11 protein-coding genes and 1 tRNA gene are annotated in these 14740 nt (G+C 73.7%); 3 read left to right on the top strand and 9 right to left on the bottom strand.

Translation table 11 applies throughout. From position 1 onward, the window contains the following. Nucleotides 1-128 precede the first annotated feature (128 nt). Nucleotides 129-560, top strand: a complete 432-nt coding sequence (locus QUV83_RS14730; protein WP_289565624.1) for a VOC family protein — start codon at nt 129-131, stop codon at nt 558-560. A gap of 114 nt (nt 561-674) precedes the next feature. On the opposite strand, the gene QUV83_RS14725 is transcribed toward QUV83_RS14730, so the two are convergent. From QUV83_RS14725 to QUV83_RS14715, 3 genes are all read right to left on the bottom strand, one after another. Further along, nucleotides 675-2255, bottom strand: a complete 1581-nt coding sequence (locus QUV83_RS14725; RefSeq protein ID WP_289565622.1) for a pectate lyase family protein — start codon at nt 2253-2255, stop codon at nt 675-677. Between the two features lie 328 nt (nt 2256-2583). After that, on the bottom strand, nt 2584-3429 hold the full coding sequence (locus tag QUV83_RS14720) for an alpha/beta fold hydrolase (RefSeq protein ID WP_289565621.1): 846 nt from the start codon (nt 3427-3429) through the stop codon (nt 2584-2586). 52 nt (nt 3430-3481) lie between these two features. Then, nucleotides 3482-3904, bottom strand: coding sequence for a GNAT family N-acetyltransferase (locus tag QUV83_RS14715; RefSeq protein ID WP_289565619.1), 423 nt, complete (start codon nt 3902-3904; stop codon nt 3482-3484). A 176-nt stretch (nt 3905-4080) separates the two neighbouring features. Here QUV83_RS14715 and QUV83_RS14710 point away from each other — a divergent pair, with 176 nt between their 5' ends. Continuing rightward, complete coding sequence (locus tag QUV83_RS14710) at nt 4081-4449, top strand: cupin domain-containing protein (protein WP_289565616.1); 369 nt, start codon at nt 4081-4083, stop codon at nt 4447-4449. A gap of 89 nt (nt 4450-4538) precedes the next feature. Here QUV83_RS14710 and QUV83_RS14705 read toward each other — a convergent pair. Further along, nucleotides 4539-4621 (bottom strand) — tRNA-Leu (locus QUV83_RS14705). A gap of 177 nt (nt 4622-4798) precedes the next feature. Here QUV83_RS14705 and QUV83_RS14700 point away from each other — a divergent pair. Then, complete coding sequence (locus QUV83_RS14700) at nt 4799-6016, top strand: AI-2E family transporter (protein ID WP_289565614.1); 1218 nt, start codon at nt 4799-4801, stop codon at nt 6014-6016. Between the two features lie 13 nt (nt 6017-6029). Here the strand turns inward: QUV83_RS14700 and QUV83_RS14695 are convergent, their stop codons facing one another. The 5 genes from QUV83_RS14695 to QUV83_RS14675 form a co-directional block, all read right to left on the bottom strand. Further along, on the bottom strand, nt 6030-6923 hold the full coding sequence (locus QUV83_RS14695) for a dihydrodipicolinate synthase family protein (RefSeq protein ID WP_289565612.1): 894 nt from the start codon (nt 6921-6923) through the stop codon (nt 6030-6032). Nucleotides 6924-6967: 44 nt separating this feature from the next. Further along, complete coding sequence (locus QUV83_RS14690) at nt 6968-10438, bottom strand: error-prone DNA polymerase (protein ID WP_289565691.1); 3471 nt, start codon at nt 10436-10438, stop codon at nt 6968-6970. A gap of 180 nt (nt 10439-10618) precedes the next feature. Next, a complete protein-coding gene (locus QUV83_RS14685; protein ID WP_289565689.1) occupies nt 10619-11836 on the bottom strand; it encodes an endo-1,4-beta-xylanase in 1218 nt (405 codons plus the stop codon). A 195-nt stretch (nt 11837-12031) separates the two neighbouring features. Next, nucleotides 12032-13636 carry a DNA polymerase Y family protein gene (locus tag QUV83_RS14680; protein WP_289565610.1) on the bottom strand — a complete coding sequence of 535 codons (1605 nt, stop codon included), beginning with the start codon at nt 13634-13636 and terminating at the stop codon, nt 12032-12034. Further along, complete coding sequence (locus QUV83_RS14675; protein ID WP_289565608.1) at nt 13633-14586, bottom strand: hypothetical protein; 954 nt, start codon at nt 14584-14586, stop codon at nt 13633-13635. Before QUV83_RS14675 ends, QUV83_RS14680 begins: the two co-directional genes overlap by 4 nt. Nucleotides 14587-14740: the final 154 nt, after the last annotated feature.

Raw genomic sequence — 14740 nt, 5'->3', positions numbered from 1 at the left:
ACCGTGGCGACGGCGGCGGACGGCGACACGCCCCTGCGGGTGCGGGCCCCGACGGGCCGGGGTGACGATGACGACAACACCGGGCGGCCGGTTGGCCGCTCGGCCATCGACACGAGGGAGCGCGGGCGATGAGCAAGACCAGCCCTCTGCGAGGACTCACCACCATCAGCTTCTGGGCCCCGGACGTCGCAGCAGCCGCCGATTGGTACAGCCAGCTGCTGGGCGTCGAGCCGTACTACGTCATGCCCGAGCCTCCCGCTCCCCCGCGGTACATGGAGTTCCGCATCGGCGACTACCAGCACGAGCTCGGCATCATCGACTCCTCCTTCGCGCCACCACGCTCCAGCGACGACCCGGGAGGCGCCATCGCCTACTGGCACGTCGACGACCCGCGGCAGACCTACGAGGACCTGCTGGCACGGGGCGCCACGCCCTTCGAGGAGCCGACGCCCCGGGGCGAGGGCTACGTCACCGCGGCGGTGGTGGACCCGTTCGGGAACGTGCTGGGCGTCATGTCGAACCCGCACTACCTGCACGTGCTGGAACGGCGCCCCGAGTGATCGCGCGCGTCGAAGGCCCCGGAGCGCGCGCCCCGGGGCCTTCGATGTCGCTGCCTCACCGCGCGGACTGCCCTCTCACGTCACCGCGAGACGGGTCCGGCGACGCGGCGGGTGCTACTTGTAGGTCTCGAACTCCGCGATGCGCGGCGTGCCCGACGCGCTGGTGATCTCGAAGTTGATCTTCTTCAGCGAGGTCGCGGTGAAGGAGATCACCCCGGCGCCGTTGCCCGTGGCCAGGGTCGCGCCGGTGTCGTTGTTGACGACCTTCCACGCCCCGATGTTGCCGACGGCGCCGGACGCCTCACGGATGTTGACCTTGGACACGGTGGTGGCCGAGCCCCACTTGATCGAGATCCGCCCGGTGGTTCCCGAGGGCGACCAGTAGGTGCTCGTCGAGCCGTCGTGGGCGTTGCCGTAGCTCGTCCCGCTCGCCTTGCTCGAGCCGTCGGAGCTGGCGCCGATGCTCAGGTTGGTCCCGCTCGGCGTCGGGTTCGACGTCGGGCTGGTCGTCGGGCTGGTCGTCGGGTTGGACGTGGGGTTGGTGGTGGGGTTCGTCGTCGGGTTGGTCGTGGGGCTCGGCGTCTGCGGCGTGCACGAGCCGTTCGACACGCGCAGCCCCGTGTTGGCGCCTGCCGTCTGGCGGACGACGTCGGGCACGCAGCTCGCGCCGTCCAGGCCGTAGGAGTACGGGATGCTGACGGTCGTGTTCGACGTGGGGTTGGGGCCGGCGGGCTGGTTGTCGCCGCTGCGGCTGGACCACGTCACGTTGTCGAAGATGTTGCCGGCGACCTGCCAGTAGCCGGCCTGGTCCGTGTAGAAGGTGCCGAGGACGTCCTTGGAGTCCTCGAAGTAGTTGTTCTCCACCTTCGCCTTGGCCCCGGCCCGCGAGTTGATGCCGGACTCGTTGAGGCTCACGTAGTGGTTGTTGTAGATGTGCGCGATGCCGCCACGCAGCAAGGGCGCGCGGGAGTCGATGTTCTCGTAGCGGTTGTGGTGGAACGTGACGAAGCCGTTCGTGGTGTCGCTCTCGCTGGAGCCGATAAGGCCGCCACGGCCCGAGTTGCGCAGGACGCTGTACGACAGCGTCACGTACTGGGTGTTGTTCTTCATGTCGAACAGGCCGTCGAAGCCCTCCGACTCACCACCCGAGGCCTCCAGGGTGACGTGGTCCACCCACACGTTGCGGACGCCGTCCTCCATGCCGATGGCGTCGCCGCCGTTGGATGTGGGCGAGCCCGACTTCTTGACGTTCTTGACCGTCACGTTCTGGATGATGATGTTGCGGGAGTCCCGGATGTGGATGCCGACCTGGTCGAAGGTGGCGCCGCTGCCGACACCGACGATCGTGACGTTGCTGATCCCCTTGAGCTCGATCACGCCGTCCGCGGTGCTGCAGGAGGAGCCCGACGCCTTGGACGTGTTGCCGTGGTTGATGGTCCCCACGACCTCGATGGTGATCGGGGTGCTGGTGCTGGCCCGGCTGCACAGGGCCGCGTGGATCGCGGTGCCCGTGGTGGCCCGCACGGTCTGGCCGCCGGCTCCGCCGGTGGTGCCGCCGTTGCTGCTCGCGTAGCCGGTGGCGCTGCCGGTCGCCGCCTGGGCGGCGGGCATGGCCAGGGCGGTCAGGCCGATCGTGGCCGCCAGGGCCGTCGCGGCGCTCGCCGCGAGGGTGCGTTGTGCGACTAGTCGTCTCATCGTTGCCTCACATTCGTCATTGAACTCGGGCCGTTGCTGTGTGCGTGCGGCGCGCTCTGGGCGCCCCATGCGGCTCGGCGGCTGGCGTCGGGGCCGGGTTGGCCTCAGCCGCCTGTCGTCGTCCACCGCCTCGTGCGGACGTCTCCTCGGGATCGGGAGCGCACACCTCTGGTCACCGATGGCGCCGTCGGAGGTCGTCGGCGCCGCCGTCCCGGCACTCGGGCAGGTAGCGCCAGGATCAGGCGCAACGCAGCGAGGAACCGGTTTCCCGATCGTAGGAGACCGCTTTCCCGACGCACAAGAGCCGAAACCTTTCACGCTGCGCCCGCTAGCGGGACGTGTGCTCCAGCAGCCGCTCGACCAGTTGTGGCCAGGCCCGCCGAGGAGGGGCGCCATGCCCCGCGTCCCGCACGACGAGGAGGCTGGCGCCCGGGACCTCCACCGCCAGGGCCTCCGCGTGGGGCAGGGGGAACACCGGGTCGTCGGCGCCGTGGACCACGAGCGTCGGCGCGCCGATCTCGCCGAGCCTGCCGCGCCACCCCGGCCCCCCGTCGACGGCGTAGTGGTTCTCCCGCGCCCGCAGGTCCGATGACCGCGCGACCGTGCGCTCTGCCACGGCGCGCTGCACATCGGCCTCGAAGCCGCCACGCTGGTACGCCCGCTCGGACTCGACGAGGTACGCCACCGCCTCCGCCGGATCGGACCAGTCGGGCTCGGGCGGCCCAGACGCGAACGCCTCCTGGTCCGGCCCTGGCAGATCGTCGGCCTCCCGGCCCGGGGCGCCCGGCGTGCAGCTCATGAGCGTGAGCGTCAGCACCCGCCCGGGATGCCGGAGCGCCGCCAGTTGTGCCGCGGATCCACCCATCGACAGCCCGACGAGATGCGCCCGCGCCACCTCCTCGGCGTCGAGGACCCGCATCAGGTCGTCGGCCAGATCGGGCAGGCCGTAGCCCGGCCGGCCCACCGGCCAGGTGGTGGACCGCCCGGTGTCCCGCCAGTCGAAGCGGATCACCCGCCGCTCCCGCGCGAGCCGGTCGACCAGCTCGTCCGGCCACGCGTCGAGCGAGCAGGCGGCGCCGTGCGCGAGCAGCAGCACCGGGGCGTCAGGCGGCCCCGAGATGTCGAGGCACAGCGACACCCCGTCGATGTCGACCACGCGCTCGGAACGGGTCACTGAGCCAGGCTGGCGCCCGCCGACGACCTGCGCGACCGCGCTGCCCCGCCTGTCACGGCCGCAGCCGCACCAGCCCGGCTCGTGTCGGCGCGAACCCGCACGCGTCCACGTAGAACGCCTCGAGGTCCTCCTCGAAGTCGACGTGCAGCCACTCGCACCCCGCAGCCGCTGCCTCATCTCGCGCCACCGCGATCAGCCGGGCGCCGACCCCCTGCCGTCGCGCGCGCAACGCCACCGAGGTGTCCACGACGAACGCGTGGACCAGCCCGTCCCACACGACGTTGACGAAGCCCACCAGCCCCGCGTCATCCCGGGCGGTGGCCCAGCCGAGGCTCAGGCGCGCAACCCGGTCGTTCCAGTCGTCATCGACGGGCTGATGGCCGAACGCCTCGGCGTGCAGGGCGTTGGCCTCCGCGTTGTCGAAGGGCTCACGCCACCCGTAGGCGACCGGTGCGGTGACAGGCAGGCTGCTCATGGCGCCACTCTGCCGCGCACGACGCCGCTGGTCGCGGGATTTGCCGTCGGCAGCCCCACGAACGACCCCGAGGCGCCGACCGGTCAGGTGGGCGCAGCCCAGGACGCGAAGGGCTTCACGATGACGGGCGCCGGCGTAGCGTCGAATGGGTCACTCGATCAAGGGGGTTGGTTCTGATGGCTGGAGTGGAGTCGAAGAGCTTCGACGCGCCTGACGACGTTCGACCATTCACGGGCAATGGCCAGGCGCAGGTCGTGGAGTTGGCTGGCAACACGGTGGTCAAGGCGACGTTCGAACCCGGCTGGCGGTGGTCGGAGAACGTCCGCCCGATCGCGGGCACGGACAGCTGCCAGTCACCGCACTTCTTCTACGTGATCTCTGGGCGGCTGAAGGTGGTGATGGACGACGGCGCCGAGGTGGAGGCCGCGCCCAACGACGTCGTGCGCGTCGAACCGGGCCACGATGCCTGGGTCGTGGGTGACGAGCCATGCGTCTCCGTCGACTTCGGGGCGTCCCCCGCCTACGCCCGCAGGAGCGGCTCCTGAGCAGAAGGCGCTCAACGAGAGCAAGTGGAAGCGACGAAGGCCCCGATCCTGGCGGGGATCGAGGCCTTCGTCGTCGCTGTCTCAACGAGTGTCCGGAGGGGGACTTGAACCCCCACGCCCTTTCGGGCACTAGCACCTCAAGCTAGCGCGTCTGCCATTCCGCCACCCGGACAGGTGGACCTCAGGACGCCTTTCGGCTCCCTCAGGTGCGGGCAGAAACATAGCATGGCGAGCCGGTCGAGCATGAATCGCGGGTGCGGGGCAGACTGTCCAGGGACAGCATCACCGCAGCGTACGGGGCCAGATCACCCGATCTCGGGGTGACGCCCGCCACACCGGAGGAGGGCTGATGGCCGATCAGGGCGCGTCGGGCGACCGGGCCTCGGGCCCGCCCCGGCACCCGGTCGGCGTGACGTCCTCGACGCGGCGCCTCGCGGGCTCCCGTCGCGCCGCCCCCATCGTCGTCGCCGAGCCGACGGCGCCGCGCTGGCTGACGAACTTGGCCGGGGTGTCGTGGCGGCTGCTGGTGGTGACGGCGGCCATCGCCCTGGTCTTCTACGCCACGTCCCGCGTGCAGCTGCTGTTCATCTCCCTGTTCTTGGCCCTGGTGTTCACGGCGGTGCTGCGCCCCGCGGTGGAGCTGTTCGCCCGGGTGATGCCGCGGCCGCTGGCCACGGCCCTCGGGCTGCTGGGCGGGGTGCTGATCCTGCTGGGGATGCTCACCTACGTGGGGGTGTCGGTCGCGGGCCAGTGGTCCAAGCTGTCCGACCAGTTCGCCAGCGGCATCCAGGACATCATCGACTTCCTCGAGGACGGCTCGCCGTTCCGGGTCACCTCCGACCAGATCAACCAGTGGATCGAGAACGGCCGGACGTGGGTGGAGGAGCACGCCAGCGAGCTCGCGTCGGAGGCCGCGGCAGGCGCGGGCAGCGTGGTGGAGGTGCTGACGGCGCTCGCGCTGGCGACGTTCTGCGCGGTGTTCTTCCTCACCAGCGGGCGGCAGATGTGGGAGTGGTTCCTGGCGCAGCTCCCCCTGAGCGCTCGGAGGTCGTGGAGCGTCGCGGGCGCCGCCGGGTGGTACACGTTCTCCGGCTACACGCGCGGCATCCTGATCATCGCGTTCACCGACGGCCTGCTGGCGTTCATCCTGCTGTCGATCATCGGGGTGCCGCTGGCGGCGCCCCTCGCGGTGCTGGTGCTGATCGGCGCGTTCATCCCGCTGGTGGGCGCCCCCGCGGCGATGGTCATCGCGATGATCGTGGCCCTGGCGGCGAACGGGCCGGTGCAGGCGGCGATCGTCGGCATCGGGATCGCGCTGATCGGCCAGTTCGAGGGGCATGTGCTGCAGCCTCTGGTGATGGGCAAGCAGGTCGCGCTGCACCCCGTCGTGATCGCCGTGGTGGTGCTGGGCGGCACGTTGACGGCCGGCATCCTGGGCGCGGTCATCGCGGTGCCGCTGGTCGCGGTCGCGTGGACGGTGTTCTCCCGGCTGCGGGAGCCCGAGCCGGAGCTGGAGCCCGGGGACGTGCGCGAGCCGTATGAGGCCTATCAAGGCGACGAGGAGTAGGCCGCCCCGGCGCCTACGCGGGGTCGTCGAGGCCCGCGAGCGCCCGGTCGATCTCTCGGAGCACGCCGGGCCCGGGCCGCCGCAGCGGGGCCGGCAGCGGGCCGACATCCACGCCGAGCGCCTCCCCCACGGCGTGCACGACGCGCGCGCCGCCGGTCGCGGCGAGGTCGGCGAGCGGCTGGAGCCCAGCCATCAGGGCCAGGGCGCGCTCGGCGTGCCCGGCGGCGGCCACGTCGGCGACCTCGGCGTAGCGGGCGGGCAGCACGCCCGCGAGCCCGGAGTGCCAGGTGCGGGCGCCGCCGAGCAGGCCGTGCACGCCGAGGCCGTCGCCGCTGAAGCCGATCTCGATGTCGGCGGGGAGCTTGTGGTGCAGCTCCCGCGCGCGTCCGCGCACCAGGTCGGCGCTGGCCCCCCGGTCTTTGACGCCTTGGACGCCGGGCAGCCGGGTGACGCGGCGCAGTTGCTCGATGCTGAAGTCGTACCGGGTGGCGACGGGGTTGTGGTACGCCCACAGCGGGATCCCGACCACCTGGGTCACACACCGGTACAGCTCGTGCACCTCGTCGTCGGTGAGCGGCAGGTACGCCATCGTCGGCACGAGCAGCGCGTCTGCCCCCGCCTGCTCGGCGTCGCGCGCGAGGTCGAGGACGTCGCGGGTGGTCAGGGCGCCGACGCCCGCCAGCACCGGGACCCGCCCGGCCGCGGCCTCCACAGCCGCCTCGCACACCCGCCGCCTCTGGGCCCGGTCCAGGTACGCGAATCCGCCCGTGCTGCCGAGCACCGCGACGCCGCTGGCGCCACCGGCCACGGCCCGGTCGACGAGCTGGGCGAGCACACCCTCGGCGACCTCCTCCGTGACGGTGCGCGGGGTGGGGAGGTAGGCGACCAGCGAGCCGAAGAGGGGCATCTAGGCAGCGTAACCACCGGGTCCGGCTCGGGTGCGGCTGCCCTTCAACGGAAGTCGCGCGACGTGGTCCGCACCCGCAGGGACAGCGGGGCCAGGTGCTCGGCGATGAGGTTCGTGGCGCCGTCGGCCCGTTCCAGCCGGCCGCGCACCACCAGCGCCGCCGACGTGCGGGCCGCCTTGCGGAACTTCTGCCAGAGCCCCGGCGAGCAGACCACGTTGAGCAGGCCCGTCTCGTCCTCGAGCGACAGGAACGTGACCCCGCCCGCCGTCCCCGGCCGCTGTCGGTGGGTGACGACCCCCGCCACCGCGACCCGCCTCCCCTCCTCGTGGCGGTACGCCTGCTCGACGCGCAGCACACCGGCGGCGTCGAGGCCCTCGCGCACGTGCTGCGTGGGGTAGGAGTCCACTGAGACGCCGGTGGCCCACACATCGGCCACCGCCAGCTCGACGTCCGTCATGCCGGGCAGCGTGGGGGCGCTGACGCCCACCGCGACGCCGGGTAGCGTGTCGGGCCCCTCCAGGGCGAGGGCGCCCGCGGCCCACAACGCCTCCCGCCGGGTGGCCCCCAACGCGCCCAGGGCGCCGCCGGTGGCGAGCGCCTCGAGCTGCGCGGTGGTCAGGCTCACCCGGCGCACCAGATCGCGCAGGTCCACGAACGGCCCATGCGCGACGCGCTCGGCCACCACGCGCTCGGCGACGTCCTCCCCCACGCCCCGCACCGAGGCGAGGCCCATCCGGACCGCGAGCGCCCGGCCGTTGTCGGCTGTCGCGTGCTCGTGCACCGGCGCCGTGCCGGAGTGCGTCGGCACGAGGCGCGGCTCCCCACCCGGCGGCGTCGGGCCCAGCCGCTCGACCCGTGCCTGCACCCCGGAGGCCTGCACGCACGGGCGCAGCACCTGCAGGCCGTGGCGGCGCGCGTCGGCGACCAAGGACTGTGGGGAGTAGAAGCCCATCGGCTGCGCGGCCAGCAGGCCGGCGTAGAAGGCGGCCGGGTGGTGCACCTTGAGCCAGGCGCTCGCGTACACGAGGAACGCGAACGAGTACGCGTGGGACTCGGGGAACCCGAAGTCGGCGAAGGCCTTGAGCTTGTCGAAGATCTGCTCGCCGGTCTCCCGGTCGATGCCGTTCGCGGCCATCCCGGCGAGCAGGCGGGCGTGCAGGGCCTCCATCCGCTCGGTGGACCGCTTGGAGCCCATCGCCCGGCGCAGTTGGTCGGCCTCGGCGGGGGTGAAGTCCGCGACGTCGATGGCCATCTGCATGAGCTGCTCCTGGAACAGCGGCACCCCCAGGGTCTTCGCGAGCGACTTCTCCAGTTTGGGGTGCAGGTAGGTGACCTTCTCCCGGCCGTGGTACCGGTTGATGTACGGGTGCACCGAGCCGCCCTGGATGGGCCCGGGGCGGATGAGCGCGACCTCCACGACGATGTCGTAGAACCGGCGCGGCTGCAGGCGCGGCAGGGTGCCCATCTGGGCGCGCGACTCCACCTGGAACACGCCCACCGTGTCGGCGGCGCTGAGCAGGTCGTAGACGAGCGGGTCCTCGTACGGCAGGGCGTGCAGGTCGAGCTCGACGCCCTCATGCTCGCGCACCAGGTCGAACGCGATCCGCAGGGCGGTCAGCATGCCCAGGCCCAGCAGGTCGAACTTCACCAGCCCCGCGTCGGCGCAGTCCTCCTTGTCCCACTGCAGCACGGTGCGCCCCGGCATCCGGGCCCACTCCACCGGGCAGACCTCGATGACGGGCCTGTCGCACATCACCATGCCGCCCGAGTGGATGCCCAGGTGACGCGGCAGGCGCAGGAATCGCTCCGCCAGGTCGATGACCTGCTCGGGGATCTCGTCGAGCTCGGACGCCGCCGGGGGGCGGGTGCGCGGGACCACGTCGTGCCGGTCGGCGGTGGGCTCGAACGTCGTCCCCCACACCGCGTCATGCGGGTCGCGGCCCCGACCGGTCCGGGCGGGCGGCGCGTCACGCGCGGGCGCGGCGTCGCGGCCGTCGGGCGTCACTGGGTCCGCGCCGCGCAGGCTGCCCCAGCGCTCGATGGACTTGCTCCACGCGTCCTGCTGCCCCGCGTCGTAGCCGAGCGCGCGCGCCGCGTCGCGCACCGCCGAGCGCGGCCGGTAGGTGATGACGTTCGCGACCTGCGCGGCATGCGTGCGGCCGTGCTTGGCGTAGACGTACTGGATGACCTCCTCGCGGCGGCCCGACTCGATGTCCACGTCGATGTCCGGGGGCCCGTCCCGCTCGGGCGCCAGGAAGCGCTCGAACAGCAGCCCGTGGGCCACCGCGTCCACCGCCGTGACCCGCAGCACGTAGCAGACCGCGGAGTTGGCGGCCGAGCCGCGGCCCTGCGCCATGATGCCGTTGCGGCGGCAGAAGTCGACCAGGTCGTAGACGACCAGGAAGTACCCCGGGAAGCCCAGGTCCTCGATGACGCGCAGCTCGTGCTCGAGTTGCGCGTACGCCCCGGGCACCCGCTCGGCCTCCGGCGGCCCGTACAGCTCCAGGGCGCCGCGACGCACCAACTCGCGCAGCCAACTCGCCTCCGTGTGGCCGGGCGGCACGGGGTAGGGCGGCAGTTGGGGGGCGACCAGGGCGAGGTCGAACGCGCACTCGGCGGCCAGGCGCGCGGCGGTGGCCACGGCCTGCGGGTGGCGTCGGTGCAGGGCCAGCATCTCCGCCGCCGAGCGCAGGTGGGCGGTGGGGGCGCCGGGCAGCCAGCCGTCGAGGTCGTCGAGCGAGGAGCGGGCCCGCACGGCCGCGAGCGCCGCCGCGAGATCGGCGTCCCGGGGGGTGGCGTAGTGGACGTTGCCGGTGGCGACGAGGGGCAGGTCGGCGGCGGCCGCGAGCGCCGCGAGGGCGTCGTTGCGCTCGGCGTCGAACGGGCCGCCGTGGTCGGTGGCCTCGACGGCGACGTTCTCGTGGCCGAACAGCCCGACGAGCCGGTCGAGCTCGGCGCGGCCGGCGAGGAATCCCTCGGGCGTCACCTCGCCGTCTGCTCCCCCGCCGCTGGCGAGGGCCTGGCGGACGGAGCCCTTGCGGCAGCCGGTGAGGATGAGCCACTGCCCGGCGGCCTGCTCGGCGAGCCCCTCCCAGGTGTGCTGCGCGGCGCCCTTGGCCCCGGCGGCCAGGTGTCCCGTGGCGATGGCCCTCGACAGCGCGCGGTAGCCGTCGGGCCCGCGGGCCAGCACGAGCAGGTGGGTGGCGCGGGGGTCGGGGACGCCGGTGGGCGCGTCGAGCACGTCGGGGCCGCTGACGCGCTGCGCGCCCCACCCCCCGCCGGGGACGGGCAGGTGCAGTTCGGCGCCGAACACGGTGGGCAGCCCGACGGCGCGCGCGGCCTGGGCGAAGCGCACCACGCCGTAGAGGCCGTCGTGGTCGGTGAGCGCGAGGGCGTCCAGGCCGAGCCGCACAGCCTCGGCGGCGAGCTCCTCGGGCTGGCTCGCGCCGTCGAGGAAGCTGAACGCCGAGTGGGCGTGCAGCTCGGCGTACCGGCCGTCCGTCGTCCGCGGCACGACGAGCCCTCCCGTCCACTGGCTGCCCGGCGCGAGGGGGCCCGCGCCGTCGAACACATGTTCGATCACACCAGTACACGCTGCCGGACACCGGGACGTCAAACCACCAGGCGACGCCCGCCGAGCGTTCGCCTCAGCCCTGCGCCCGACCCTGCCCCCGGCCCCGCGGCGACCCGCGAGTCAGCCCAGCCGGACCTCCGCGCCAGCGACCCCCGCCCGGTCGAGAGTGACCGTCGCGCTGCCCTGGCCTGCGGTGATGCTGTAGTCGCCGAGGAATCCCCGCACACTCACACGTCCATGGGCATCGGTGGCCAGAGTGCGCGGCTCATGCCACCACTCCCCCTTCACGAGCCCGTGCAGGGCGTCATACGCCGGCTTCGGCGTGCCGTCGGCCCGCACGAGGCCGCCGGGCGCCCCCAGCCACATCCCCGCGTCGCTCAGCCCCCAGTAGGTGGCGGCCTCCACCGACGGGTGCGACAGCAGCGTCCGGTAGTAGCTCGCCACCTCGCGCGCCTGGCGCTCCTCGCCCCCCGGAGTGGACGGCCACTCGTCGACCTGGTGGTCGTTGAGGTCCTCGAGGTGGGCGGGCATGAGCTCGCCGGACAGGATGGTCGTCTCGGTCAGGTGCAGCGGCAGGCCGTAGCGGGAGAACCTGTCGAGCACCTCCAGGGTGCGGTCCTCGCCCCAGGCCCCCTGGTGCATGTGGCTCTGCAGCCCGATGGCGTCGATCTCGATGCCCGCCTCGAGGCAGCCCTCGATGAGGCACTCGAAGGCGGTGGACATGTCGAAGTCGTTGAGCAGCAGGGTCGCCGCCGGGTTCGCCTGACGGGCGGCGTCGAAGGCCAGCCGGATGGTCGGGATGCGCCCGCGCTCGCGGCACAGCGGCGTCATCGCGTTGGGGACCTTGTCGAACACGGGCATGATGACGACCTCGTTGATCGCGTCCCAGGTGTCGACCACCCCCGCGAAGTCGGCGACGTCGCGCCGGATGCGGGCGTCCAACACGTCCGCGACCTCGCTGGTAGGCAGGTCGAGCAGCCAGTCGGCGCATTCGGAGTGCCAGGCCAGCGGGTGGCCCTTGACCGCGCATCCCCGATCGGCGAACCAGCGGGCCGCGCGGAGCAGCCGTGCGGTGTCGGGGCGGCCCCGTTCCGGCTCGAACTGCCCCCAGTAGAACGGCAGCGTGGCGGCGTTGAAGAGGCTGAGCCACTGGTCGGCCAACCGCCGGTCCGCCTCGCCAGCCTCGCCGTCGCTGTTCGCGAGGTCGATCAGGTCGAACCCGATGCAGCCGAACAGGAAGCGGTGCGCGGTCTGGGCGACCACCACCGGCGCGTCCGCCAGCGGCTGCCCCTGGGCGTCGCGCACCGTCACGGTGACGTCGGCGATCCGATGCGACATGGCCGGGTCCGGCCGGGGGCTCGTTCCCAGGGCGGCTCCCTGGTCGGTCAGGTGGGGCAGCACAGCGATGACCTCCTCGTCACGTCACTCGAATGCCCACACTGCCAGGTCACGGGCCCAGGACGGGTGCGCGCCACACCTCCCCCGGGCACGGCGCCGTTCGCCGTCGACAGCTCGCCCCCACGGGCTGGCGGCTCAGTCGTAGGCCCCCTCGCACATCCAGCGCCCCTGCCAGGAGAGCAGCAGCGCGCCGCCGTCGGCGAGGCTGACCTGCAGATGCGCCCGGCGCCGGGCCCCCGGCGCCCACCACCGCTCGACCAGTGGCCATGGGCCCGCCCACCCCACCACCGCACGCTCGGCCGTGCCGTCGCGCGAGCCCCGCACTGTCGCGGGGTTGCCGCTCATCACGAAGCGCTCGTCGAGGCGGACCGGCTCCCCGGCGGCGGTGCGCACCTCCACCGGCTCGGGCTCGGGCAGCACCGTGGCCGGCGCGGGCTCGGGCAACCGCCCAGGCCACGGCCGGTCGGCGGGGCGCGGGGCGGCGGTCTGGTCACCCCAGGGCCGCAGCGACACCTGGTCGCGCACGTCCCGACCGCCCTGCAGCGCCGCGGTCAGCACCCCGTCACCGCCGATGAGCCCCTGCACCCGGTCCAGGGCCCGATGCGCCCGCAGGTCGCCGCCCGAGGCCCCGCCCCACAGCCGGCCCTGCTCGGCGCCCGCCGGGGCGACGTCCTGCGCGGCCAGGGCCAGGCTCACCAAGGCCACCGGGTGGGCGTCCTCGGGCTCCTGGGGCGCCCGGGTCAGCGCGCCCGACGTGAGCCACCCCTCGAGCTGCCAGCGGATCCGGTCGGTGATGCGCGCGGCGGTGAGCCCGCCGAGCCCGCCCGTGTCGGTGCGCCACACCCGGACCAGGTCCTCGCCCTCGTCGGTGCGGGCGGTGATCTGGAGGCGCCCGCAGGTGACCGAGTGCTCCATGAGCAGCGCGTGGAGCTCCTCCGCGAGCCGCCTGCCCATGAAGGTGGCGATGTCGACCCGGTGGGCCGGCGGGTCGAGCTCGCAGGACACCTCGAGGTCTGTCTCCGGGCGGCGGCGAGCCGGCGGGCGGGCGTCGTGGCCGCGCGCGAGCAGCTGCGCCCAGGCGCCGAGCGTGCCGAACCGGGCCTGCACGTCCCCGTCGGGCAGGGCGGCGAGGTCGCCGAGGACCCGCAGGCCCAATCGGCCGAGCAGGTCCACAAGATCGCGCACCTGGGCGTCGAGGCCGTCCTGGACGGCGGCGTGGGCGAGCTCGCTCATGCCGCGCGGGGCCAAGTAGTCACGCGAGGCGCCGGGTGGCACCGTCGCGTCCTCGCGGGCGGCCAGGATCGCGGCGAGCAGCCCGTCGGCCGTCCCGACGTGGGCCTCGTGGCCGGTGCGCTGGGCGACGGCCGTGACGATCCGCTCCGCGAGCACCTCCTCCGAGCCGTGGTAGCGGCTGGCTCCCCCGGCCGGCAGCAGCAGCAGGCCGGCGCGGGCCACCTCGATGCCCGCGACGACTGTCTCGACCGCTGTGGCGACGGGTTCGAAGAGCCGCACGTCACGCCCCTCGTCGGCGGCGAGCAGCACGAGCTCGGGGCAGCAGCCCTGCGCCTGCCGACGGCGCATCCCCCGGCGCACGCCCTGTGTGCGGGCGAGGGCGGAGACGGCGACGAGACGCCGCCCGTCGTGGACGGCGGCGGGCAGGTGCGGGGCCACCTCGTCGCCGCGCACGGCGGCCACGACCGGCCAATCCGGCACCCACACGACCGTGGTGCGCGTGCTCATCCGACCAACCGCAGCGGCGCAGGCCCCCGTGCCGCCCCACGCCCTCGCCCAGCGCCCGGGACGGGCGGGGGCCTGCCCGCCGACCTGCCGAGTGGGAGTGTCAGGCCGATGCTCTGCGGGACGCCGGCGCCACCACGTCCACTGCGGGTGACGCGCAGGTCATGCGCGCGCAGCCTCCCGGCGCCGTCCTCGGCGCCGCTCCACCGCTCGCTGGCGGCGGTCAAGACGACGTTCGCCCCCGGCCACGCCACGCTCGAGAGCAGCACGGCCCCCCGGTCGCGGGCGCGCGCTGTGAGCCGTCGCCGGTCGCTGTCGGCGAGCACCGCGCCGGGCCCGACGAGCACGACGTCGAGGCCGTCGACCAGGGCGGCCACCACACTCGGCGCGTCGAGGCCGGGGCGGGGCACCAGCGCGAGGCGCTCCAGGGCCACCCCCGCCTGCGCCGCGGCGAGCAGGCCCACGCTCGGCTGCCCGACGACGGCCGCCCAGGCGCCCTCGGCGCACGCGTGGGCGAGCAGGGTGAGCAGCAGCGAGGTGGAGCCGATGACCGCCAGGGCGCTGCCCCGGCGCAGCCCGTCGGGCAGCAGGGGCGCGAGCTCGTCGGGAACGGGCAATGAGGGCCGCTCGCTCAGGAGCAGCGAGCGCTGGGGCGCCTCGGCCGGGGCCACGGGGCGGGCCTCCGCACTGCCGGACTCCGCACCGCTGAAGAGCACGGCGCCGAGGAAAGGCTCCGCGCCGTTGAAAGGCTCCGCGCCATTGAAGGGCTCCGCGCCGCCCCGAGGCCCCACGTCCGCCTCCGCCATGCCACTGGCCCCCGGCCCGGCCGGCCGGGGGACGGCTTCCCCGCCGGGGAGCACGAGGGGGCGCGCCCCGGTCCGCTGCTCGGCGTGGGCCAGCGCCGCGCGGGCACGGGCCGCACGCTCCTCCCGGCTCAGCACCGCCGTCTCCATGCCCCGCCCTTCCCTATCGAGCACATCTCGAAATCGAACAGATCTCGAACACCTGTTCGATCATGCCAGTACACGCTGACATCTGAGCGGCTGTCAATCGAGCGCCCCCAGACGGCGTACGATCGCTCAACGGATTGATGAATCCATCAAGTCG

The organism is Cellulomonas cellasea, from assembly GCF_030372105.1.
GTDB lineage: Bacteria > Actinomycetota > Actinomycetes > Actinomycetales > Cellulomonadaceae > Cellulomonas_A > Cellulomonas_A cellasea_A.
This window is presented reverse-complemented; position numbering and strand designations above follow the sequence as displayed.

Excerpts from the sequence above, each read along its gene's own strand:
- QUV83_RS14710 (WP_289565616.1), top strand. The coding sequence starts at position 4,081 with ATGGCTGGAGTGGAGTCGAAGAGCTTCGACGCGCCTGACGACGTTCGA.
- QUV83_RS14680 (WP_289565610.1), bottom strand. The coding sequence starts at position 13,636 with ATGAGCACGCGCACCACGGTCGTGTGGGTGCCGGATTGGCCGGTCGTG.
- QUV83_RS14725 (WP_289565622.1), bottom strand. The coding sequence starts at position 2,255 with ATGAGACGACTAGTCGCACAACGCACCCTCGCGGCGAGCGCCGCGACG.
- QUV83_RS14700 (WP_289565614.1), top strand. The coding sequence starts at position 4,799 with ATGGCCGATCAGGGCGCGTCGGGCGACCGGGCCTCGGGCCCGCCCCGG.
- QUV83_RS14715 (WP_289565619.1), bottom strand. The coding sequence starts at position 3,904 with ATGAGCAGCCTGCCTGTCACCGCACCGGTCGCCTACGGGTGGCGTGAG.
- QUV83_RS14730 (WP_289565624.1), top strand. The coding sequence starts at position 129 with ATGAGCAAGACCAGCCCTCTGCGAGGACTCACCACCATCAGCTTCTGG.
- QUV83_RS14675 (WP_289565608.1), bottom strand. The coding sequence starts at position 14,586 with ATGGAGACGGCGGTGCTGAGCCGGGAGGAGCGTGCGGCCCGTGCCCGC.
- QUV83_RS14695 (WP_289565612.1), bottom strand. The coding sequence starts at position 6,923 with ATGCCCCTCTTCGGCTCGCTGGTCGCCTACCTCCCCACCCCGCGCACC.
- QUV83_RS14685 (WP_289565689.1), bottom strand. The coding sequence starts at position 11,836 with ATGTCGCATCGGATCGCCGACGTCACCGTGACGGTGCGCGACGCCCAG.